The organism is Agromyces sp. G08B096, from assembly GCF_040267705.1.
Classification (GTDB): domain Bacteria; phylum Actinomycetota; class Actinomycetes; order Actinomycetales; family Microbacteriaceae; genus Agromyces.
The window spans coordinates 1,140,051-1,161,351 of the sequence record NZ_CP158374.1 but is presented as its reverse complement, the minus strand read 5'-3'; the positions used below and the strand labels follow the sequence as shown (position 1 = coordinate 1,161,351).

Here is a 21,301-nt window from a genome sequence, read left to right as displayed (position 1 = left end):
TCCTCAGCTGTCGGCCCGGAACGACGGACGGGGGCGGCCGTTCGGCCGCCCCCGTCCCGATGCCTCCGGGGCCTGTTACGCCGTGAAGCGCGGGAACGCCGAGCGGCCCGCGTACACCGCGGCGTCGCCGAGCTCTTCTTCGATCCTCAGAAGCTGATTGTACTTGGCGACCCGCTCGCTCCGGGCGGGCGCGCCCGTCTTGATCTGGCCGCAGTCGGTCGCGACCGCGAGGTCGGCGATCGTGGTGTCCTCGGTCTCACCCGACCGGTGCGAGAGCACCGCGGTGTAGCCCGCGCGCTGCGCGAGCTTCACGGCGTCGAGGGTCTCGGTGAGGGTGCCGATCTGGTTCACCTTCACGAGGATCGAGTTGCCCGCGTGACGCGCGATGCCGTCGGCGAGGCGCTTGGGGTTCGTGACGAACAGGTCGTCGCCCACGAGCTGCAGCTTCGAGCCGAGGGTCGAGGTGAGCTTGGCCCAGCCCTCCCAGTCGTCCTCCGCCAGCGGGTCCTCGATGGAGATGAGGGGGTAGGCGTCGGCGAGCTCGGCATAGTACGCGCTCATCTCGGCCGAGGTGCGGTCCTTGCCCTCGAAGCGGTAGACGCCGTTGTCGAAGAACTCGGTCGCCGCGACGTCGAGCCCGAGCGCGATGTCGGTGCCGAGCGTGAAGCCGGCCTTGCCGATCGCCTCGGAGATGAAGTCGAGCGCGGCACGGTTGTGCTCGAAGTCGGGCGCGAAGCCGCCCTCGTCGCCGAGGCCGGTCGACAGGCCCTTCGACTTCAGCAGGCTCTTCAGCGCGTGGTAGGTCTCCACGCCCCAGCGGAGGCCCTCGGAATAGGTAGGCGCGCCGATCGGCAGCACCATGAACTCCTGGATGTCGACCCCGGTGTCGGCGTGCGCGCCGCCGTTGATGATGTTCATCATCGGCACGGGCAGGACGTGCGCGTTCGGGCCGCCGAGGTAACGGAACAGCGGCAGGTCGGCCGAGTCGGCGGCGGCCTTCGCGACCGCGAGGCTCACGCCGAGGATAGCGTTGGCGCCCAGGCGGCTCTTGTTCTCGGTGCCGTCGGCCTCGATGAGGGCGGCGTCGACGAGACGCTGATCGGCGGCGTCGAGGTCTTCGATCGCGGGACCGAGGTCGTCGAGCACGGCGTCGACGGCCTTCTGCACGCCCTTGCCGAGGTAGCGGTCGGCGTCGCCGTCGCGCAGCTCGTACGCCTCGAACGCGCCGGTCGAGGCGCCGGAGGGCACCGCCGCGCGCGCGAGCGAACCGTCGTCGAGCAGCACCTCGACCTCGACGGTCGGGTTGCCGCGGGAGTCCAGAATCTCGCGGGCGCCTACAGCTTCGATGAATGCCACAGTGATCTCCTCTGTGATGGGAACTGGCTTCGGACGACTCCGTCGTGATCCGCCAGCAAGTCTAGGGGTGGCGCGGGGGCCGGTTACGCGCCGAGGTCGCGGAACGACAGCGACGAGGCATCCGTCGTCCCGGCGTCGACGGTCGCGAACGCGTCGAAGCCGTCGGCCGTCACCCGGTCGAGCAGGGCCCGCAGGTTCTTCGCCCGCCGCTCGAGCCGCACACGCGCCCCCGACGCGACGAGCTCGGTCTTCAGCGCGATCAGCGTCGCGGCCGGGACGTCGGCGTCGTGGACCAGGACCACGGCGCGCGGACGGTCGGCGTCGGCCACCGCGAGCAGGTCGACGATGCGCTCGAACCCGATCGAGAAGCCGCACGCGGGCACCTCGCGGCCGAGGAACCGCCCGATCATGTGGTCGTACCGGCCGCCGCCGCCGAGGGAGTACCCGAAGTCGGGGTGGGCGATCTCGAAGATGGTGCCCGTGTAGTAGCCCATGCCCCGCACGAGGGTCGGGTCGAACTCGATCGCCGCGCCGGGCAGGGCGTCGCGGAGCTCCCGCAGGTCGGCGTACGCGTCGAGGTCGAGCCACGCGGGCGGCGGCACGACGCCGTCGGCGAGGTGCCAGTCCGCGCCCGCCAGCGCGCGCAGCTCGTCCGCGACATCCGCCTCCGTCACGCCGAGTTCGCGCAGCTCGATCGCGACCCCGTCGGGGCCGATCTTGTCGAGCTTGTCGATGGTGATGAGGGCGCGCTCGCGGCGGTCCTCGGGGACACCCCAGGACGAGAGGATGCCGGCGAGGATGCGCCGGTCGTTCAGCCGGATGACGCAGCCGGCGAGTCCGAGCTCGTCGAGGGCCGCGACCGTTGCGGTGAGCAGCTCGAGCTCGGCGAGCCGGCCCGGCTCGCCGATGATGTCGATGTCGCACTGCACGAACTGGCGGTAGCGCCCCTTCTGCGGTCGCTCGGCCCGCCACACGGGTGCGATCTGGATCGAGCGGAACACGGGCGGCAGCGCCGCCTGGTGGGTGGCGTAGAAGCGCGCGAGCGGGACCGTCAGGTCGTAGCGCAGCCCGAGATCGGCGAGCGAGAGCGCGTCGCCGGATGCCGCGGCCGCGGCGAGGTCGTCGGGAGTGAGGCCGCGCTTCATGACCGCGAAGGCGAGCTTCTCGTTGTCGCCGCCGAGGCCGGCGTGCAGGCGCGAGGCCTCCTCCATGACGGGAGTCTCGATTTCGTCGAAGCCGTGGGAGCGGTACACGCGGCGGATCACGCCGAGGGCGTGTTCGCGGCGGGCCTTCTCGGCGGGCAGGAAGTCGCGCATGCCGCGCGGCGGGGTGACGGAAGCGGCCATGCCGACCATTCTTCCAGTCCGGCGCGCGCCGGATGCGCGGCGGGAACCCCGTGCGACGCCGGCCGTCAGCGCTGCCGTCGCCTGATCGCCGCGAAGTGCGCCTCGGCGAGCGCGGCCGCCTCCTCGTCGCGGCGGTGGGCGATCGCCGCGACGAGCTCCTCGTGCTCGGCCTGGTCGGCGCGGTACGCGGGATCGGCCGAGCCGAGCGCGAGCATCTCGAGCATGACCGAACGCAGCCTCGGCCGCACCTCGTCGAAGAGGGCGGCCAGCAGATCGTTGTGCGCGGCCAGAACGATGCCGTGGTGCACGGCGAGGTCGGCATCGACGTACGCGGTGTCGTCGCCGTCGACGACGGCGGCGGCGCGGGCCTCGAGCGCGTCGCGCAGGCGCGCGAGGTCGTCGTCGTCGCGGCGTCGGGCCGCGAGCCGCGCGGCCTGCACCTCGATCGCCTCGCGCACCTCGAGCACCTCCTCGACCCGGGCGCGGCGCACGGCGAGCGCCCAGTCGGGGTCGGCGTGCTCGCGCAGCACGAAGCTGCCCGCGCCCTGGCGGCTTTCGACGAGGCCGCGGACGACGAGCATGCGCAGGGCCTCGCGGACCGTCGAGCGAGCGACGCCGAGCTCGGCGGCGAGCGCGGTCTCGCCGGGGAGCCGCGAGCCGACCGGCCACTCCCCCGCGACGATGCGCGCCTCGAGCTGCTCCGCAGCCTGGACGGGTAGCGACCGGAGCGCGAGTCTCACCACGTGGCATCCCTACTTGTCTGACAACCTGACCTGCGCTAGCCTACCCGACATGCAGTTCCACGGTCTCCTCCTCCTTCGCCGCCGCGGCGAGGGCTGACCGACCGGCTGCCTCGACGCGGGGTTCGTCTCCAGGCCGGTCGTCCGACACCAGGCAAGGAGCATCCGTCATGACCGAACCCACCCCGTCCACCGCCGCGCCGACCGTTCCGGCCGCGCCGACCCTTCCGGCCGCGCCGCGCTGGAACCGGCAGCGCCCCTCGGCGATGCCGTCGCACCGCTACCGCGACGTGTTCGCGCGCGTCCCCGTGCCCGAGCCCGAGGCCCGCCGGTGGCCGTCGGCCCGCATCGAGCGCGCGCCGCTCTGGGTGCCCGTCGACCTTCGCGACGGCAACCAGGCGCTCGCCGAGCCCATGGACCCCCAGCGCAAGCTGCGCTTCTTCCGCGAGCTCGTGCGCATGGGCTACACCGAAATCGAGATCGGCTACCCGTCGGCCTCGCAGACCGACTACGACTTCGTGCGCCTGCTCGCCGAGACCGACGAGGCCCCCGATGACGTCACCCTCGTGGTGTTCGCCCCGGCCCGGCGCGAGCTCGTCGAGCGCACGATGCAGTCGATCCGAGGCATCCGCAACGACGTCGTCGTGCACCTCTACGTGGCGACCGCCCCCGCCTGGCGGGACCGCGTGCTGCGCCGCGACCGGCAGGAGCTCGCGGCGCTCGTCGCCGAGGAGAGCGCGCGGGTGCGTCGTGCCGCGGGCGACGACGCGCGCGTGCGGTTCGAGTTCTCGCCCGAGGTCTTCAACCTCACCGAGCCCGACTTCGTGCTCGAGCTCGCCGACGTCGTCACCGACATCTGGGACGCCTCGCCCGATCGCCCGGTGATTCTCAACCTGCCCGCCACGGTCGAGGTCGCGACCCCGAACGTCTACGCCGACCAGATCGAGCACATGCACCGCAACCTCCCCCGGCGCGACGGGGTCATCCTGTCGGTGCACCCGCACAACGACCGCGGCACGGGCGTCGCCTGCGCCGAGCTCGCCGTGCTCGCGGGCGCGCAGCGGGTCGAGGGATGCCTCTTCGGCAACGGCGAGCGCACGGGCAACGTCGACCTCGTGACACTCGGCCTGAACCTGCACGCCCAGGGCGTCGACCCGATGATCGACTTCTCGCGGCTCGACGAGGTGCGGGCCACGGTCGAGCACTGCAACCGCCTGCCCGTGCACGTGCGCCACCCCTACGCGGGCGACCTGGTGCACACCGCCTTCTCGGGCACGCATCAGGATGCGATCCGCAAGGGCTTCGCGCACCACGCCGCCCGCGCCGCCGAGCTCGGCCTCGACGAACGGGATGCCCCGTGGGACGTGCCGTACCTGCCGATCGACCCGGCCGACGTGGGCCGGAGCTACGAGGCCGTCGTCCGGGTCAACAGCCAGTCGGGCAAGGGCGGCATCGGCTACCTGCTCGAGCGCGAGACGGGGGTGGTGCTCGACCCGGCCGCGGAGCGGGCGTTCGCCGCCGTCGTCCAGGAGCATGCCGAGCGCACGGGCGCCGAACTCGGTGCCGATGAGATCGTCGCGCTCTACCGCCGCTCGGTGGAAGGATCGGCGGCGTGAGCGATTCGAACGCGGAGCGGACCGCGGCCGGGCGAGCCTCCGCCGCCGGTTCCGCCGCCCCCTCCACACCTCCTGCCGGCCGGGAGCGCGTCCTCGTGGTCGGCGCGACGGGCGTGCTCGGCGCGCCGACCACCCGCGCCCTCGTGGCCGCCGGGCACGAGGTGCACGGCACGACCCGTCGCACGGGCCGGCTGGCCGCCGTCGAGCGACACGGCGCGCACGGCGCGGTGCTCGATGTGCTCGACCCCGACTCGATCGACGAGGTCCTCGACGCCGTGCGCCCGACGACCGTCGTCTTCCTCGCCACCGATCTCGCCTCGCTCGACTACGCGGCCAACGCCCGGCTGCGGCAGGAGGGCGCGCCGGCGCTCTTCGCGCGCGCAACGACGGCCGGGGCCCGCCGGATCATCGCGGAGAGCATCTCGTGGGCGCCCGACGACGCGCCGGTCGCCGCGCTCGAACACGCCGCGCTCGCCCACCCGGGCGGCGTCGTGCTGCGGTTCGGGCTGCTCTACGGCCCCGGCACCTGGTACGCCGCCGACGGCGCCTTCACCGCGCTCGCCCGCGACGGCGTCGTCGACGCCATCGCACCGACCACGAACTGGCTGCACGTCGACGACGCCGCCTCCGGCGTCGTCGCCGCACTCGACTGGCCGCCCGGCGTCGTCGATCTCGTCGACGACGACCCGACCGAGCTCGACGAGTGGGCCGCCGTGCTCGCGCGCCGGGCCGGCTTCGCCGGGACGCCGCGGACCGGGTCGCGCGGACCCGCGCGCGTGACCGACAACGCCGCGGCGCGTCGGCTCGGCTGGCGGCCGGCGCACCCGTCGTGGCGCGACGGGTTGGGGCGCGGCTGACGCAGGCCGCGGCCCCGAGTCGATGGCGGTCGGGTCAGGTCGCCGCGCCGCGAGGCGCGTCGACCACCCCGGCCGCCCCGGCCGCCCCGCTCGCCTCGGCGGCTCGCACCTCGTCCTCGAGCCCGCGGAGCGCACCGCGGAGCGCCCGCTCGGCGTCGAGCCCCCGCGACCTCGCCGTCGCGACGAGGCGGAGCAGCTCCTCCCCGAGGCCCGCCTCGTCGTCGGGGAACGGCCGCGGCGCGGCATCCGCACCCGGCGCGACGTGCACGCCCGCCTTCTCCGCCTTGCCGAGCATCTTCGCAGCGAGCGCCAGCGCGGGCATGCCCCTCGGAACCCCGTCGAGCACGCTCGTGCGGTGCGGCTTCTCGTCGGCCTTCAGCTCGTCCCAGAATGCGACGACGTCTTCGGCGGTCGCCGCCTCGCGGTCGCCGAAGACGTGCGGATGCCGCGCCACCATCTTCGCCGTCATATGCCGGGCGACGTCGTCGATGTCGAACCGCTCGCCGTCGGTGTGCGCCGCGAGATCGGCGTGGAACAGCACCTGGTAGAGCACGTCGCCGAGCTCCTCGATCATCTCGGCCCGATCGCCCGCCTCGATCGCCTCGACGAGCTCCCAGCACTCCTCGACGAGGTACTGCACGAGGCTCTCGTGCGTCTGCTCGGCGTCCCACGGGCACCCGCCCGGGGCGCGCAGCAGCGCGACGGTCGCGACGAGCTCGTCGAGCCCCGGGTGCGGGCTCGCACCGCGCTCGCCGGGGGCAGGGTTCGCGGCATCCGACATGCGGCCAGCCTACGTCGCCGGAGCCCGCCGGTAGACTGACGCCCGGGGAGCCGGGAAGTCTGGTCGGCCGGCGCGCGAGCGCCGACATCCGTCAGCGACCCGGTGCGTCGACGCCAGACCGGGCCGACCGAACAGGGGCCACATGCACGTCCTCCGATCCGAGCGGCTCGCCGCCATCCTCCTCCTCACCGCGGCCAGCCTCGGCCTGCTCCTCGCCAACCTGCCGTTCGGGTCGGCGCTCGTCGAGCTGAAGCACGCCCACCTCGACCTGCCGTGGCTCGGCCTCGAGCTCTCGGTCGGCCACTGGATCAGCGACGGGCTGCTCGCGATCTTCTTCTTCATCGTCGCCGTGGAGCTGAAGCGCGAGCTCGTCATCGGCGAGCTCAACTCGCTGTCGAAGGCGCTGCTTCCCGCGATCGCGGCCGTCGGCGGCGTCGTCGTTCCCGCCCTGGTGTTCCTCGCGTTCGCGGGCGGCACGGAGACCGCCAACGGCTGGCCCATCCCGACCGCCACCGACATCGCGTTCGCGCTCGGCATCCTCGCCGTGTTCGGACGCTGGCTGCCGATGCGGGTGCGCGTGTTCCTGCTCGCCCTCGCCGTCATCGACGACCTCATCGCGATCCTCATCATCGCGTTCTTCTTCACCGCCGACGTCGACCTCGCCGCCCTCGGCTTGGCCGGCATCGCGATCGCCCTGTTCGGTGCCGTCAGCCGCGTGATGAAGCCGCGTTCGGCGTGGATCCTCGCCCGCCGCCCGCAATGGCCGATCGTCGCCCTCCTCGTCATCCTCGGCGTCCTCGCCTGGTACTTCGTCTTCCAGTCGGGCGTGCACGCGACCATCGCCGGCGTCGCGCTCGGCCTCGTCATGGCGCGCCGCCCCGGCGGCCGGTCGGCGCACACGCTCGAGCCGTGGTCCAACGGCGTCATCCTGCCGCTGTTCGCCCTCACCGCCGCGATGGTGCCCGTCCCGCAGGTGAGCCCCTCCGAACTCGACCCGGCGTTCTGGGGCATCCTCGTCGGCCTCCCCGTCGGCAAGATCGTGGGCATCACCCTCGTCGGCGGCCTCTCGGGCCTCGTGGCGCGACGGCGTTCCGGCACGCCGCTGACCTTCGCGGACCTCGCGGTCGTGGGCGCGCTCGGCGGCGTCGGCTTCACCGTGTCGCTGCTGATGAACGAGCTCGCCTTCGCCCGCCACCCGGGCGTCGCCGACGAGGGCACGCTCGCCGTACTGCTCGGCTCGGGCGTCGCGATCGTGGTGTCGGCGATCGCCGTCTCGGCTCGCTCCCGGCACTACCGGCGGCAGCGCGGCGCTCGTGCGGGCGTCGGCGGCGCCTTCTCCCGGTGAGGCAGACTGGGTCCGTGCGCTCCGACGACCCGGCCAGCCGCCACCTCGCCGCCGAACTGCGCCCGCCCCGCCACCGCGGGCTGCGCAAGGCGCTCCATTTCGCGGTGCTCACCCTCGGCGAGGCGACCGGGCTCGGCGGCCCGTCGGTCGCCGATCTCGTCGTCGTGCGCCGCGAGACGGATGCCCCGGTGCTCCGCACCCCGGCCGGGTCGCTCGAGGAGGCCGATCGGCTCCTGCTCGAGATCCGCGCCGACCTCGACCGCATGAGCGTCGAGGAGTTCCTCGCCGAGTGGGGGCACTTGGCGCCGTAGCGCCGCAGACCTCGGCTGGCCGGGTCGTTGCTCAGGCCGTCGTCGCGGCGCTCGCCGCCGGCTCGGCGGGCGGCGCCGGCTCGACCGGGAAGATCGCGGTGAGCAGGCGCGACACCCACTCGATCAGGTCGGCATCGCCCGGGGCCTCGCCGCCCGGAGTCGGGAACGGCACGAGGATCACGTCGTTCTGCGCGAACAGCTTCGCGCCCGGATACAGCCGCTCGAGGCGCACCCGCCGCGAGTCGGGGATCTTCGCCGGGGCGATCCGCAGCTTCGTGCCGGTCGCGATGAGGTCGCTGAGCCCGGCGAGCTGCGCCTGGCGACGCAGCCGCGAGATCGACACGAGGTGCTCGACCGGCTCGGGCGGCTCGCCGTAGCGGTCGACGAGCTCTTCGAGCACCGCGTCGATCTGCCCCTCCTTCGCCGCCGGGCCGCTCGCGGCCGACAGCTTCTGGTAGGCCTCGAGGCGCAGGCGCTCGCTGCCGATGTACTCCTCGGGGATGTGCGCGTCGACCGGCAGCTCGAGGCGGAGCTCGGTCTGCCCCTCGGCGACCTCGCCGCGGAACGCCGAGACCGCCTCGCCGATCATCCGGAGGTACAGGTCGAACCCGACCCCGGCGATGTGGCCGGCCTGCTCGGCGCCGAGCAGGTTGCCGGCACCGCGGATCTCGAGGTCTTTCAGGGCGATCTGCATGCCTCCGCCGAGCTCGTTGTTCGTCGCGATGGTGGAGAGCCGGTCGTGCGCGGTCTCGGAGAGCGGCTTGTTCGGGTCGTAGAGGAAGTAGGCGTACGCGCGCTCGCGCCCGCGCCCCACACGGCCGCGCAGCTGATGCAGCTGCGACAGGCCGTACTTGTCGGCCCGGTCGATGATGATCGTGTTCGCGTTGGAGATGTCGAGGCCGGTCTCGATGATCGTCGTCGAGACGAGCACGTCGAACTTGCGCTCCCAGAAGTCGTTCACGATCTGCTCGAGCACGTGCTCGTTGAGCTGGCCGTGGGCGACGGCGATGCGCGCCTCGGGCACGAGCTCGGCCAGCTGCGCCGCGACCCGGTTGATCGAGGAGACCCGGTTGTGCACGAAGAAGACCTGGCCCTCGCGCAGCATCTCGCGCCGGATGGCCGCCGCGACCTGCTGGTCGGTGTACGGGCCGACGTACGTGAGGATCGGGTGGCGGTCTTCCGGGGGTGTCGCGAGCGTGGACATCTCGCGGATGCCCGTGACCGCCATCTCGAGCGTCCGCGGGATGGGTGTGGCGCTCATCGCGAGGATGTCGACGTTGGTCTTCAGCTTCTTCAGCGCATCCTTGTGCTCGACGCCGAACCGCTGCTCCTCGTCGATGATGAGCAGCCCGAGGTCTTTGAACTTCACCTGCTCGGTGAGGATGCGGTGCGTGCCGATGACCATGTCGACGGTGCCGTCGGCGAGGCCGGCGAGGGTCTCGCGCACCTCCTTGTCGGTCTGGAACCGGCTGAGCGGGCGCACGTGGACGGGGAAGCCGGCGTATCGCTCGGCGAATGTGTCGAGGTGCTGCTTCACGAGCAGGGTCGTCGGCACGAGCATCGCGACCTGCTTGCCGTCTTGGATCGCCTTGAACGCGGCGCGCACGGCGACCTCGGTCTTGCCGAAGCCGACGTCGCCCGCGAGCAGCCGGTCCATCGGGATGGGCCGCTCCATGTCGGCCTTCACCTCGTCGATGGTCTGCAGTTGATCGTGCGTCTCGGCGAACGGGAACGCCTCTTCGAGCTCGTGCTGCCAGGGCGTGTCGGGCCCGAACGCGTGCCCCTTGGCGGCCATGCGGGCCGAGTACAGCTTCACGAGCTCGACGGCGATGTCGCGGACGGCCTTGCGCGCCCGGCCCTTGGCCTGCGCCCAGTCGCTGCCGCCCATCTTCGACAGCGACGGCGCCTCGCCGCCCACGTAGCGCGAGAGCAGGTCGAGCTGGTCCATGGGCACGAACAGCCGGTCGCCCGGCTGACCGCGCTTGGACGGCGCGTACTCGAGCACCAGGTACTCGCGGACGGCCGTCGGCTGCTGCTGGATGCCCGCGGTTCGGCTCGGGCCCTTCGGGCGGGTGCCCGTCGCGACCTCGCGCTGCACCATCTCGACGAACTTCCCGATGCCGTGCGTCGAGTGCACGACGTAGTCGCCGGCCTTCAGCTGCAGCGGGTCGACGACGTTGCGGCGGCGGCTCGCGAGCTTCTTGCCCTGACGGGCGTCGTAGCCGGCGCTGCGCCCGTAGAACTCGGCCTCGGCGATGAGCCCGAGCTTCGCCTCCGCGAGTTCGAACCCTCGCGCCGCATCGGCCTGCACGAGGTAGGCGACGCCGGGCTCCAGCTCGGCGGGCACCTCGTCGACGATGCGGCCGGCGAGGCCGTGCTCGGCGAGCACATCGCGGGCGCGCTCGACGAGTCCGAGCCCGGCGGCGGCCATGACGAGGCTCCACCCGTCGCGGAGTCGCCCGGCCACGTGCTGGACCGCGCCGTCGACGTTGCCCTGGAAGCTCGGCATCGCCGACGCGGCGAGCCTGACGTAGGACGAGCCGCCCGAGGCGGGATCGGCGGCGGCGTCCTCGCCGGCTTCACCCGCGTCGAATGCCGACAGGGTCCACCACACGCGCTGCGGGTCGGGTTCGCCGGGGGCGCTGAACTGGGCGGCCTCGCGCAGGGCCCCGACGGTGAGGAAGTCGCCCGCGGCGAGGTCGATCGGCGCCTCGGCGCCGAGCGTCGCCGCGCTCCAGGCCGCCGCGAGGAACTCGCGGTTCGTCTCGCCGAGGTTCGCGGCGCGGCTCGCGACCCGCTCGGGCTCGACGACGGCCACCGCGGCGCCGGTCGGCAGGTAGTGCGTGAGCGGGACGAGCCGGTCGAGGAGCGCCGGCGCGAGCGACTCCATGCCTTCGACGGGGATGCCCTCGCCGAGCTTCTCGAGCATGCCCGCGAGCGTCGGGAACTCGTGCTGCATCTCGCGCGCCCGCTGCCGCACCCCGGGGGTGAGCAGCAGTTCACGACTGGGCGCCAGCTCGACGCGGTCGACGGGCTCGGGCAGCGAACGCTGGTCGGCGACGGAGAAGGCCCGCAGCTCTTCGACCTCGTCACCGAAGAACTCGACCCGCACCGGGTGGTCGGCGGTCGGCGGGAAGACGTCGAGGATGCCGCCGCGCACGGCGAACTCGCCGCGTCGGGAGACCATGTCGACGCGCGCGTACGCGAGGTCGACGAGCTGCTCGGCGATGCGCGCGAGGTCGTGGCCGCGGCCACCGGGGGTCAGCACGATCGGCTCGAGATCGCCGAGGTTGTCGGCGAGCGGCTGCAGCGCGGCGCGCACGGATGCCACGACGACGAGCGGATGCCCCGCATCGCCGGCCTCGCGCGCGGCACTCCACTCGCGGAACCGGCGGAGGGCGTGCAGCCGACGGCCGACCGTCTCAGCCGACGGGCTCAGCCGCTCGTGGGGCAGCGTCTCCCACGCGGGGAACTCGAGCAGCTCGGCGCCGGGCAGGTACGGGGCGAGCGAGGCGCGCAGCGCCTCCCCCTCACGACTGGTGGGCGTGATGACGAGCATCGCCGGCGGGAGACCCGCGGCGGAGCGACGTTCGAGCAGGCCCGCGAGCAACGCGGGATCGAGCCCGGTCGGCGCCGAGAAATCGGCGCTGCGGAGGGCTTCGGCGAGCGCCCGGTCGACCGTGTCGGCGCGCGACAGCGCGGTGGCTAGACCCTGCAGACTCACCGGAGCAGTCTACGCGCCGCCGCCGACACGCCCGGCTCCGGCTGCCCCGCCGCGAGGTCGCTCCCCCGTCGGCGCACGCCGGTAGCATGGGCGCCGCACGACCCGCCGACGGAAGGACCCACCCGCATGATCATCGCCGCCGCCGACGGATCCGCGCTCGGCAACCCGGGCCCGGCGGGCTGGGCCTGGTACGTCGACGAGGGGTGCTGGGCCGCGGGCGGGTGGAAGCACGCGACGAACAACCAGGGCGAGCTGAAGGCCGTGCTCGAGCTGTTCCGCGCGACCGCGCACCTCGACGACGAGCTGCTCGTGCAATGCGACAGCCAGTACGTGATCAACGCCGTGACCAAGTGGATGGCGGGCTGGAAGCGCAAGGGCTGGCGGAAGGCCGACGGCAAGCCGGTCATGAACGTCGACCTGCTGCAGGAGCTCGACGCGGCACTGGCGGGTCGGCGCTACCGGTTCGAGTGGGTGCGCGGGCACGTCGGCCACGAGCTCAACGAGGCGGCCGACGCGCGCGCCCGTGCGGTCGCGACGGCCTACCAGCGCGGCGCGGAGATCCCCGCGGGCCCCGGCTGGACGGGCGCGTGCGAGGCCGTCGACGCCCCGGCCGAGGTCGTCGAGGCGGTCGCCGAGGCCGACGTCGCGGCGCGGGCCGACGCGGCAGCGCAGGCCGATACCGCCGCCGAGGCCGATACCGCCGCCGAGGCCGACGCCGCACGCGCGACCCTCGCCGAGCCGGCCGCAGACGAGTCCCCGCTCACGGCGGATGCCGCGCTGTTCGACTTCGACGACCCGGCGGCCGACTGGCTGACGATGACGCTCGAACTGACGACCGAGGAGCACACGCGGCTGGTCGAGCGTGCGAGGGCGGCGGGCACGAGCCCCGAGGACTTCCTCCGCGGCCTGATCTGAACCATGCAGGACGTGTACGACGGGCTCGTCGGGCGGTTCGCCGCGGAGCGCTTCCCCGGAGCGACGAGCGTGATCGTCGCGGGCAGCACGGCACGCGGCGAGCGCACGCCCACCAGCGATATCGATCTGCTCCTGCTCGGTGACGACGGGTTCCTGGGCGACGGTGCCGACAGTCTCGCCGCGACATTCGCGCACGAGGGCGAGGCGATCGAGGTCTTCGCCTACACACCCGAGGGCTTCGACCACTGGGCGCGTCGCGGCGTTGCCGAGTGGCGGCCGGTGATCGTGCGCATGCTGCTGCAGGGCCGGACGCTGCGCGGAGACCGCCGGCTCGATGCGCTCCGCGGAGTGTGGGCCCCGATCATGGCGAGCGGACCCCGGCCCGCACCGCACGAGATCGACCTGCTGCGCTACGCGATCACCGATCTGCTCGACGACCTGGCCGACACCGCCGACCCGCTCGAGCGACGGATCGTCGCCGACACCCTGCTGCAGCGGGTCGCCGAGCTCGCGCTGGTGACGAATCACCGGTGGCTGGGTGCAGGCAAACACCTCGCCCGAGAACTGCGGGCGTGGGACGCCGAGCGGGCTGCGCGCCTCGTCGACCCGTATCTCGCGGGCGAGGTCGATGCGTTCGCCGCGGCGGCCTTCGCGGAGCTGAACGCTGCCGGGGGCCGGCTGCACACCGGATTCGTCCGCTGAGCGGGCGAGACGCGCCTACGCCGGAGCGTGGAAGCGCTGCTGCGCGGCCACGAGCCCGTCCTCCACGATCGCCTCGACCGCGTCCGCCGCGTCGGCGAGCAGGTTCGGCAGGGTCTGCCGCTCGGGCCCGGCGAAGTCCTTCAGCACGAAGTCGGCCGGGTCCTGCCGGCCGGGCGGGCGCCCGATGCCCACGCGCACGCGCGTGAAGTCGGGCGAGTCCATCGCCTTCTGGATGTCTCGCAACCCGTTGTGGCCGCCGTGGCCGCCGCCGCGCTTGAGACGCACGGTGTCGAAGGGGATGTCGAGCTCGTCGTGCACGACGATGAGCCGCTCGACCGGCACACCGTAGAACTTCGCGAGGGCCGAGACCGGGCCACCGGAGGTGTTCATGTAGCTGTTCGGCTTCGCCAGCACGAGCTTCGGCCCGCCGGGGCGGACGAAGCCCTCGGCGATCCGAGACGGGGTCTTGTGGCTCTTGAACGCCGCGCCGAGCCGGGTCGCCAGCTCGTCCGCGACCATCTGGCCGACGTTGTGGCGGTTGCCCGCGTACTGGGCGCCGGGGTTGCCGAGGCCCACGACCAGCCAGGTGTTCTCGGCCATCGCCAGGTCCTTCCGTGCGTGCGCCCGGCGGAACCACGCCATATCGCACTCCGATCGGGGGAATCGGACCCATGCGGGCCCTCATCGAGGGTACCCGGGCGGCCCGGGTGGTCGGCGGACGCGGGTCGCCCGACGCCGCCGACGCAACCGGCCCCGGTCCGCCGCGACGGCGGGCCCGGGGCCGGAGGGATGCGAGTGGATTACTCGGCGGACTCGGCCGACTCCTCGGCGGGCGCCTCGGCCTCGGCGGCCTCCTCGGCCGCGGGCTCCTCGCCCAGGTCGACCTTCTGCGGGGTGTGCACGTTCACGACGAGCGTCTCGGCGTCGCTCACGAGCGTCGCGCCCTTCGGAAGCTCGACGGCGCCGGCGTGGATCTGGGCGCCCTCCTCGAGACCCTCGACGGAGACGACGACGTTCTCGGGGATGTGGGTGGCCTCGACCTCGAGCAGCAGCGTGTGCGCGTCGAGGTCGGCGATGGTGCCGGCCGCGGGCTCGCCCTCGACGTGCACCGGGACCTCGACCTGGACCTTCTCGCCGCGCTTGATGACGATGAGGTCGAGGTGCTCGATGATCTGGCGCACCGGGTCCTTCTGGACGTCCTTGACGAGCGCGAGCTGGCTCTTGCCCTCGATCTGGAGGTCGAGCACGGCGTTCGCCTTGCGGATGAGCAGGCCCGTCTCGTGCGCGGGCAGCGTCAGGTGCTTGGGGTCGGTGCCGTGGCCGTACAGCACCGCGGGGACCTTGCCGGCCGCGCGGAGCTTGCGCGCCGCACCCTTGCCGAACGACTCGCGGACGCCGGCCTCGATCTTGTTGTCCTCGTCCATTGCGGACCTCCTTCAGGGCTCACCGGCCCGATTCATGATGGGTGTGTCTTCAACTCGAACGCACGGCCGCAGCCGCTGGAGCGTGAGGAAGTGCCGTGAGCCTTCCACCGCGTCGATCACGGATGCCTCGCCGGGCACGCCCGGCGCGAGGCATCCCTCGCCGAAGTTCAGTGGGTCAGTCTACCTGATGGGTCGCCGCGCGCACGCAGCCGCCCGCGAGCCCGCGACGGGCGGACCCGGCTCACGGCAACAGGGCGCAACGGTGAGGGTGCGGACACTACGCTGGGAAGCGAATCCGCCTTCTGCACGAGGAGTTGTCAGTGCCTGAAACCGCCAGCGCGAACATCGGGGTCGTCGGCCTCGCCGTCATGGGCTCCAACCTCGCCCGAAACCTCGCCAGCCGCGAGGGCAACACGGTGGCGGTCTTCAACCGCTCCCCCGAGCGCACGCGCACCCTCACCGGCGAGCACCCCGAGGCCGGGTTCGTCGCGAGCGAGAGCTACGACGAGTTCGTCGCCTCGCTCGCCAAGCCCCGCACGGCGGTCATCATGGTGCAGGCGGGCAAGGGCACCGACGCGGTGATCTCCGAGCTCGTGAGCCGGTTCGAGCCGGGCGACATCATCGTCGACGGCGGCAACGCCAACTTCCACGACACGATCCGCCGCGAGGCCGAGATCGCGCCGACCGGCATCCACTTCGTCGGCATGGGCGTCTCCGGCGGCGAGGAGGGCGCGCTGAACGGCCCGTCCCTCATGCCCGGCGGCACCGCCCAGTCGTACGAGACGCTCGGGCCGATCCTCCGCACCATCGCCGCAGTCGCCCCCGACGGCGAGCCGTGCGTCACGCATGTCGGCACCGACGGCGCCGGCCACTTCGTGAAGATGGTGCACAACGGCATCGAGTACGCCGACATGCAGCTCATCGCCGAGGCGTACGACCTCATCCGCCAGGGCACCGGCAAGTCGCCCGCCGAGATCGCCGACGTGTTCTCCGAGTGGAACACCGGCGAGCTCGAGAGCTACCTCATCGAGATCACGGCCGAGGTGCTCCGCCAGGTCGACGCGAAGACCGGCGAGCCGCTCGTCGACGTCATCCTCGACGCCGCGGGCGCGAAGGGCACGGGCGCGTGGACGGTGCAGAACGCGCTCGACCTGGGCGTGCCGACCTCCGGCATCGCCGAGGCCGTCTTCGCGCGGAGCCTGTCGTCCAAGCGCGCGCAGCGCGACGCGGCGGCCGACCTGCCCGGCCCCTCGGGCGACTGGACCGTCGACGACGCCGACGCCTTCATCGAGGACGTGCGCCGAGCGCTGTACGCGTCGAAGATCATCGCGTACTCGCAGGGCTTCGACGAGATCGTCGCCGGCGCCGAGCAGTTCGGCTGGGACGTCCACAAGGGCGACATCGCGAAGATCTGGCGCGCCGGCTGCATCATCCGCGCCCGCTTCCTGAACCGCATCGCCGAGGCCTACGCCGAGGACCCGGGACTCGTCGCCCTCGTCGTGGCGCCGTACTTCCGCGACGCCGTCGCCGGCGCGCAGGAGAGCTGGCGCCGGGTCGTCGCGACGGCCGCGCAGGCGGGCATCCCGACTCCGGCGTTCTCCTCCTCGCTGGCGTACTACGACGGGCTGCGCGCGAAGCGCCTGCCCGCCGCGCTCATCCAGGGTCAGCGCGACTTCTTCGGCGCGCACACCTACCAGCGGGTCGACGAGCCCGGCGTGTTCCACACCCTCTGGTCGGGCGACCGCTCCGAAATCGAGACGACCCCGTCGTCGCACTAGGCTGCCGCTGACGGGCGACGCCCGGCCGGCGGGTCGCCACCGCCGGGCCGTCGCCCTCCGACGACGAGGGGGTGGGCATGCGCGAGCCGGCCTGGCGACGTGAGGGCGAAGATCCCGACTACCGGTTCACCCTGGCGAACGAGCGCACCTTCCTCGCCTGGATCCGCACGGCGCTCGCGCTGCTCGCGGGCGGCGTGCTGCTGCACCAGTTCACCGTCGGGCTCGGGCCGCGCTCGGCCGTCGTGATCCTCGCGGTCGTCCTCGGCGTGATGGCGGCGATCCTCAGCGTGCTCGCGTATACGAGGTGGCGTGCGAACGAGATCGCGATCCGCCACGGACGCCCGTTGCCGTACAGCTGGGTGATCGTCGTGCTCGCCGTGGTCTGCCTCGTGACGGCCGCGGTCCTCACGGTCTTCCTCCTCCTGCCGAGCTGATCCGTCGCCATGCCGCCCTTCCGCCTCGCCGCGACCGCCGACCCGGGTCTCCAACCCGAGCGCACGGCCCTGTCGTGGAGCCGTACCGCCTTCGCCGTCGCGGCCAACGCGCTGCTGTCGCTGCGGGCCGGCCTCGTGGCCGGGGAGCCGTGGCTCGTGGCGGTGGGCGTGTTGCTGTTCGGCACTGCGGGCGCGGTCGTCGTGATCGCGGCGGTCCGCCGTCGCCAGCTCGCGGGCGCCGAGCTGACCATCACGCCGCCGCGCGGCGCCCTCGCCGGGGTGACGGCCGCCGCCGTGCTCGCCGCCGCGGGCGGCGTCGCCTCGGTGCTCGTCGAACGGAGCGCGACGTGAGCGGCGGCGGGCTGCCGCCCGAGCTCGCGCCGGGCGGTCCCGACGACGGCGCCGACGACGCGGCCGGTCCGGTGCGCGGCGCCCGCCGTCAGCGGATGCTCCGCTGGGTCGTCGTCGTCGCGCTCGTCGCGATGGTCGCCCCCCTCGTGCTGTCGCTCGCCGCCGTCGCGCAGAGCTCGGCCGACCGCGCCTGCCGGATCACCGTGGCACGATTCGACGACCACGCCACCGGCTCACGTGTGTCGTTCGAGGTCTTCGGGCCGGCCGGCCCCGGCTGGATCTGCACCGCCGAACGGCCGGGCGGCGACCGGGTGATCGCGAACCTCGGCCTCGTGCCGTCGGTGCCGGCGGCGCCGCTTCCCGGCGAGCGCGGCGTCTGACGTCGCACACGGCCGCCCGTGCTCGCCGTGGCGTCAGCCCGCCGCGCCCCCGTCGACGGGTTCGTCGGGGAAGACCCGCTTGTACGTGCGCCCGTCGGGCAGTTGCACGGTCTCGGCGCGCAGCAGCCCGCGCGAGACCCGCTGGTAGATCGCCTGCGGCGTCACCCCGAGCTTCGCCGCCGCCTCCGACACCGAGAGCCCCGGCAGGTCGGTGGGCCGGCTCGACGGCCGATCGCGCTTCCGCCGGCGGCTCGCTTCCTGGCGCTCGGCGATCGCGGCATCGTCGCCCGCCCAGCGGTACTTGGCCGCCGAGGCGCTGAGCGCCGCCGCCTTCCCGATCGTCTCCCAGTCGGCGCCGCTCGCGAGCGCGTCCCTGGCGGCGTCGAGCGCGGCCGGGTCTGCCTCCAACGCGACGGCGAGTTCCCGGATGCCTCGCAGCCGGTCGAGCGGGTCGACCGCGCCGCCTCGCTCGAGCGCTGCCAGCCGCTCGAGCGCGGCCGCGGTGTCGGGCGACAGGAAGGCCACCGTCAGCCGTTCAGGAGGGAGTTGCGCACCTCGCGCCGCAGCACCTTGCCGATGAGCGAGCGCGGCAGGTCGTCGGCCTGCACGACCCGCTTCGGCACCTTGTACGCGGCCAGCCCGTCGCGCGCGAACGCCCGGATCGCGGCCTCGTCGAACGTCGCGCCCTCGCGGGACACGACGACCGCGACCACCCGCTCGCCCGAGTGCTCGTCGGGCAGGCCCACGACGGCGACGTCCTCGACGTCGGGGTGCTGGCGGATCGCCTCCTCGACCTCGCTCGGGGCGACGTTGAAGCCGCCCGTGATGATGAGCTCCTTGATGCGGTCGACGATGCGCACGAAGCCGTCGGCGTCGATCGACACGATGTCGCCGGTGCGGAACCACGGCGCACCGCCGTCGGGGTCGGCCACGAAGACCGCCTCGGTCTCCTCGGGCTTCTTCCAGTAGCCCGTGAACACCTGCGGCCCGCGGACTACGAGCTCCCCCTCGGCGCCGGGCGCGACATCCGTCATCGGATCGTCGGGGTCGACGACCCGGCACTCGGTCGACGGCAGCGGCAAGCCGACGGTGCCGGCGCGCCGGTTCGGCGCGACCGGGTTCGCCATGAGCACCGGCGAGCACTCCGAGAGCCCGTAGCCCTCGACGAGATAGCCCCCGGTGGCGGCCTCCCACGGCTCGACGACCTCGGCCGAGAGCGGCATCGCACCCGAGATGGCGATCTCGATGCCCTCGAGCGAGACGCCCTCGGCGGCGGCGGCCTTCGTCAGCCGGTCGTAGATGGGCGGCACCGCGGGCAGGAATGTCGCGGGATGCCGCTTCACGACCTTCAGCACGAGGTCGGGCTCGAACTTCGGGAACAGCACGAGCCGCGAGCCCATGCTCATCGCGAAGGTGAGGCAGAGCGTCAGCCCGTACGCATGGAACATCGGCAGCACCGCGTACACGACGGCGTTGCCCCGCGGCACCTGCGGCACCCACGCGCGCGCCTGCGCGGCGTTCACCAGCAGGTTCGCGTGCGTGAGCGTCGCCCCCTTGGGGCTGCCGGTCGTGCCGCTGGTGTACTGGATCAGCGCGACATCGGATGCCTCGGGCGCGATGATGTGCGGATCGATGGGCTCCGAGCGGGCGAGCTCCTCCCAGCGCGTGGTGCCGCGGACCTTCGTCGTGAGCGCCGCGCGCGACTCGCGCGCCTTCGCGATCGGCAGCCGCAGGGCGAGCCGAGTGCCGAACGGCATGGCCCGCGTGACGTCGACCGAGACGATCTCCTGCACCCGGACGTCGGCTGGGAAGGCCTGGACGGTGTCGACGACCTTGTCCCAGGCGATCACGATGCGCGCGCCGTGGTCTTCGAACTGGTGCCGGAGCTCGCGCGGCGTGTACAGCGGGTTGTGCTCGACCACGATGCCGCCGAGCCGGAGCACCGCGTAGAACGCGACGATGTGCTGCGGGCAGTTCGGCAGCACGAGCGCGACGGGGTCGCCCTTCTGCACGCCCAGGATGCGCAGGCCCTCTGCGACCCGCTCGATCTCGGCGCCGAGCTCGGCGTACGTCGTCGTGCGGCCGAAGAACTCGAGCGCCGGCCGGTCGGGGTAGGCCTGGACGGACTCCCGGATGAGGTCGTACAGCGACCCGGTGGGATCGTCGATGTCGTGCGGGACGCCATCGGCGTAGCTCGCGAGCCAGGGGCGCGGGGTCGTGATGGCCTGCGACATGCGGACTCCTACGCGGCGCCGTCGAACATGCTCGTCACCGAGCCGTCTTCGAAGACCTCGTGGATCGCCCGCGCGAGCAGCGGCGCGATGGGCAGGATCGTGAGGCGGTCCCAGCGCTTCTCCTCGGCGATCGGCAGCGTGTCGGTGACGACCACCTCGTCGATGAAGTCGGACTGGAGGATCTCGGTCGCCGGGTTGGAGAAGACCGCGTGGGTGGCGGCGACGACCACGCCGATCGCACCGTTCGCCTTCAGCGCCTCGGCGGCCTTGACGATGGTGCGGCCCGTGTCGATGAGGTCGTCGACGAGCAGGCACACCCGGCCGTGCACGTCGCCGACGATCTCGTGCACGGAGACCTGGTTCGGCACGAGCGGGTCGCGGCGCTTGTGGATGATCGCGAGCGGCGCGCCGAGCTTGTCGCTCCAGATGTCGGCGACCCGCACCCGGCCCATGTCGGGCGAGACGACGGTGAGCGTCGCGGGATCGAGCTGCTCCTTGAAGTGGTTCAGCAGCACGGGCATTGCGAACAGGTGGTCGACGGGACCGTCGAAGAAGCCCTGGATCTGCGCCGCGTGCAGGTCGATCGACATGATGCGGTCGGCGCCGGCCGCCTTGTACAGGTCGGCGACGAGGCGGGCCGAGATGGGCTCGCGGCCGCGGCCCTTCTTGTCCTGCCGGGCGTAGGGGTAGAACGGGGAGACCACGGTGATGCGCTTGGCAGACGCGCGCTTCAGCGCGTCGATCATGATGAGCTGCTCCATGAGCCACTCGTTGATCGGCGAGGTGTGCGACTGGATCACGAACGCGTCGGCGCCGCGCACCGACTCGTCGTACCGGGCGTAGATCTCACCGTTGGCGAAGGTGCGCGCATCGGTCGGCACGAGCTCACTGCCGAGCTCGGCCGCGATCTGCTCGGCGAGGGCGGGGTGCGCCCGCCCCGACACGAGGACGAGCCTCTTGGATCCGGTGGTCTCGATTCCCGACATATGTGCTGTCCTTTTCCCACC

The 21,301-nt window shown here is 72.9% G+C and carries 20 protein-coding genes; 10 read left to right on the top strand and 10 right to left on the bottom strand.

Going from position 1 to position 21,301, the window contains the following annotated elements; translation table 11 throughout:
- Positions 1-75: 75 nt before the first annotated feature.
- The 3 genes from eno to ABIQ69_RS05720 all read right to left on the bottom strand — a co-directional run bounded on the left by eno (position 76) and on the right by ABIQ69_RS05720 (position 3,445).
- Positions 76-1,356, bottom strand: coding sequence for a phosphopyruvate hydratase (eno, locus tag ABIQ69_RS05730; RefSeq protein ID WP_350349417.1), 1,281 nt, complete (start codon positions 1,354-1,356; stop codon positions 76-78).
- An 83-nt stretch (positions 1,357-1,439) separates the two neighbouring features.
- Entirely contained in the window at positions 1,440-2,702 is a 1,263-nt protein-coding gene (gene hisS / locus ABIQ69_RS05725; protein ID WP_350349416.1) for a histidine--tRNA ligase, read from the bottom strand.
- A 65-nt stretch (positions 2,703-2,767) separates the two neighbouring features.
- On the bottom strand, positions 2,768-3,445 hold the full coding sequence (locus ABIQ69_RS05720; RefSeq protein WP_350349415.1) for an FCD domain-containing protein: 678 nt from the start codon (positions 3,443-3,445) through the stop codon (positions 2,768-2,770).
- A 167-nt stretch (positions 3,446-3,612) separates the two neighbouring features.
- Between ABIQ69_RS05720 and ABIQ69_RS05715 the strand changes: the two genes are divergently transcribed.
- A complete protein-coding gene (locus ABIQ69_RS05715) occupies positions 3,613-5,058 on the top strand; it encodes a 2-isopropylmalate synthase (RefSeq protein WP_350349414.1) in 1,446 nt (481 codons plus the stop codon).
- Positions 5,055-5,915 (top strand): NAD(P)-dependent oxidoreductase, encoded by an 861-nt coding sequence (locus tag ABIQ69_RS05710; RefSeq protein ID WP_350349413.1) that lies wholly within the window; start codon positions 5,055-5,057, stop codon positions 5,913-5,915. Before ABIQ69_RS05715 ends, ABIQ69_RS05710 begins: the two co-directional genes overlap by 4 nt.
- A gap of 34 nt (positions 5,916-5,949) precedes the next feature.
- Here ABIQ69_RS05710 and ABIQ69_RS05705 read toward each other — a convergent pair whose 3' ends face one another.
- A complete protein-coding gene (locus ABIQ69_RS05705) occupies positions 5,950-6,696 on the bottom strand; it encodes a MazG family protein (RefSeq protein ID WP_350349412.1) in 747 nt (248 codons plus the stop codon).
- A 142-nt stretch (positions 6,697-6,838) separates the two neighbouring features.
- Here ABIQ69_RS05705 and nhaA point away from each other — a divergent pair, with 142 nt between their 5' ends.
- Together nhaA and ABIQ69_RS05695 are read left to right on the top strand one after the other, a co-directional pair.
- Complete coding sequence (gene nhaA, locus ABIQ69_RS05700) at positions 6,839-8,041, top strand: Na+/H+ antiporter NhaA (protein ID WP_350349411.1); 1,203 nt, start codon at positions 6,839-6,841, stop codon at positions 8,039-8,041.
- 14 nt (positions 8,042-8,055) lie between these two features.
- Complete coding sequence (locus ABIQ69_RS05695; protein ID WP_350349410.1) at positions 8,056-8,352, top strand: hypothetical protein; 297 nt, start codon at positions 8,056-8,058, stop codon at positions 8,350-8,352.
- A 31-nt stretch (positions 8,353-8,383) separates the two neighbouring features.
- Here the strand turns inward: ABIQ69_RS05695 and mfd are convergent, their stop codons facing one another.
- Positions 8,384-12,076, bottom strand: coding sequence for a transcription-repair coupling factor (gene mfd / locus ABIQ69_RS05690; RefSeq protein WP_350349409.1), 3,693 nt, complete (start codon positions 12,074-12,076; stop codon positions 8,384-8,386).
- A 126-nt stretch (positions 12,077-12,202) separates the two neighbouring features.
- On the opposite strand from mfd, the gene ABIQ69_RS05685 reads away from it, so the two are divergent.
- Both ABIQ69_RS05685 and ABIQ69_RS05680 read left to right on the top strand, forming a co-directional pair.
- Positions 12,203-12,991, top strand: a complete 789-nt coding sequence (locus tag ABIQ69_RS05685) for an RNase H family protein (protein ID WP_350349408.1) — start codon at positions 12,203-12,205, stop codon at positions 12,989-12,991.
- A gap of 3 nt (positions 12,992-12,994) precedes the next feature.
- Positions 12,995-13,693, top strand: a complete 699-nt coding sequence (locus tag ABIQ69_RS05680; RefSeq protein ID WP_350349407.1) for a nucleotidyltransferase domain-containing protein — start codon at positions 12,995-12,997, stop codon at positions 13,691-13,693.
- A 15-nt stretch (positions 13,694-13,708) separates the two neighbouring features.
- On the opposite strand, the gene pth is transcribed toward ABIQ69_RS05680, so the two are convergent.
- Positions 13,709-14,293, bottom strand: a complete 585-nt coding sequence (gene pth / locus ABIQ69_RS05675; protein ID WP_350349406.1) for an aminoacyl-tRNA hydrolase — start codon at positions 14,291-14,293, stop codon at positions 13,709-13,711.
- Positions 14,294-14,493: 200 nt separating this feature from the next.
- A complete protein-coding gene (locus tag ABIQ69_RS05670) occupies positions 14,494-15,117 on the bottom strand; it encodes a 50S ribosomal protein L25/general stress protein Ctc (RefSeq protein ID WP_350349405.1) in 624 nt (207 codons plus the stop codon).
- Positions 15,118-15,437: 320 nt separating this feature from the next.
- Here ABIQ69_RS05670 and gndA point away from each other — a divergent pair, with 320 nt between their 5' ends.
- The 4 genes from gndA to ABIQ69_RS05650 all read left to right on the top strand — a co-directional run bounded on the left by gndA (position 15,438) and on the right by ABIQ69_RS05650 (position 18,060).
- Entirely contained in the window at positions 15,438-16,895 is a 1,458-nt protein-coding gene (gndA, locus tag ABIQ69_RS05665) for an NADP-dependent phosphogluconate dehydrogenase (protein ID WP_350349404.1), read from the top strand.
- A gap of 77 nt (positions 16,896-16,972) precedes the next feature.
- Positions 16,973-17,329: a DUF202 domain-containing protein gene (locus ABIQ69_RS05660; protein ID WP_350349403.1), complete on the top strand. Its 357-nt coding sequence runs from the start codon at positions 16,973-16,975 to the stop codon at positions 17,327-17,329.
- Between the two features lie 9 nt (positions 17,330-17,338).
- Positions 17,339-17,680 (top strand): DUF202 domain-containing protein, encoded by a 342-nt coding sequence (locus ABIQ69_RS05655; RefSeq protein WP_350349402.1) that lies wholly within the window; start codon positions 17,339-17,341, stop codon positions 17,678-17,680.
- Positions 17,677-18,060 (top strand): hypothetical protein, encoded by a 384-nt coding sequence (locus ABIQ69_RS05650; RefSeq protein WP_350349401.1) that lies wholly within the window; start codon positions 17,677-17,679, stop codon positions 18,058-18,060. Before ABIQ69_RS05655 ends, ABIQ69_RS05650 begins: the two co-directional genes overlap by 4 nt.
- A 33-nt stretch (positions 18,061-18,093) precedes the next feature.
- Here ABIQ69_RS05650 and ABIQ69_RS05645 read toward each other — a convergent pair whose 3' ends face one another.
- From ABIQ69_RS05645 to ABIQ69_RS05635, 3 genes are read right to left on the bottom strand one after another with little or no spacing between them, the layout of a single operon-like run.
- Positions 18,094-18,585 carry a hypothetical protein gene (locus ABIQ69_RS05645; protein WP_350349400.1) on the bottom strand — a complete coding sequence of 164 codons (492 nt, stop codon included), beginning with the start codon at positions 18,583-18,585 and terminating at the stop codon, positions 18,094-18,096.
- A gap of 2 nt (positions 18,586-18,587) precedes the next feature.
- Positions 18,588-20,294 (bottom strand): long-chain-fatty-acid--CoA ligase, encoded by a 1,707-nt coding sequence (locus tag ABIQ69_RS05640; RefSeq protein WP_350349399.1) that lies wholly within the window; start codon positions 20,292-20,294, stop codon positions 18,588-18,590.
- Between the two features lie 8 nt (positions 20,295-20,302).
- Positions 20,303-21,280 (bottom strand): ribose-phosphate diphosphokinase, encoded by a 978-nt coding sequence (locus ABIQ69_RS05635; protein WP_350349398.1) that lies wholly within the window; start codon positions 21,278-21,280, stop codon positions 20,303-20,305.
- Between the last annotated feature and the right edge of the window lie 21 nt (positions 21,281-21,301).

Excerpts from the sequence above, each read along its gene's own strand:
- hisS (WP_350349416.1), bottom strand. The coding sequence starts at position 2,702 with ATGGCCGCTTCCGTCACCCCGCCGCGCGGCATGCGCGACTTCCTGCCC.
- ABIQ69_RS05715 (WP_350349414.1), top strand. The coding sequence starts at position 3,613 with ATGACCGAACCCACCCCGTCCACCGCCGCGCCGACCGTTCCGGCCGCG.
- ABIQ69_RS05705 (WP_350349412.1), bottom strand. The coding sequence starts at position 6,696 with ATGTCGGATGCCGCGAACCCTGCCCCCGGCGAGCGCGGTGCGAGCCCG.
- nhaA (WP_350349411.1), top strand. The coding sequence starts at position 6,839 with ATGCACGTCCTCCGATCCGAGCGGCTCGCCGCCATCCTCCTCCTCACC.
- ABIQ69_RS05685 (WP_350349408.1), top strand. The coding sequence starts at position 12,203 with ATGATCATCGCCGCCGCCGACGGATCCGCGCTCGGCAACCCGGGCCCG.
- ABIQ69_RS05680 (WP_350349407.1), top strand. The coding sequence starts at position 12,995 with ATGCAGGACGTGTACGACGGGCTCGTCGGGCGGTTCGCCGCGGAGCGC.
- pth (WP_350349406.1), bottom strand. The coding sequence starts at position 14,293 with ATGGCCGAGAACACCTGGCTGGTCGTGGGCCTCGGCAACCCCGGCGCC.
- ABIQ69_RS05670 (WP_350349405.1), bottom strand. The coding sequence starts at position 15,117 with ATGGACGAGGACAACAAGATCGAGGCCGGCGTCCGCGAGTCGTTCGGC.
- ABIQ69_RS05660 (WP_350349403.1), top strand. The coding sequence starts at position 16,973 with ATGCGCGAGCCGGCCTGGCGACGTGAGGGCGAAGATCCCGACTACCGG.
- ABIQ69_RS05655 (WP_350349402.1), top strand. The coding sequence starts at position 17,339 with ATGCCGCCCTTCCGCCTCGCCGCGACCGCCGACCCGGGTCTCCAACCC.
- ABIQ69_RS05640 (WP_350349399.1), bottom strand. The coding sequence starts at position 20,294 with ATGTCGCAGGCCATCACGACCCCGCGCCCCTGGCTCGCGAGCTACGCC.
- ABIQ69_RS05635 (WP_350349398.1), bottom strand. The coding sequence starts at position 21,280 with ATGTCGGGAATCGAGACCACCGGATCCAAGAGGCTCGTCCTCGTGTCG.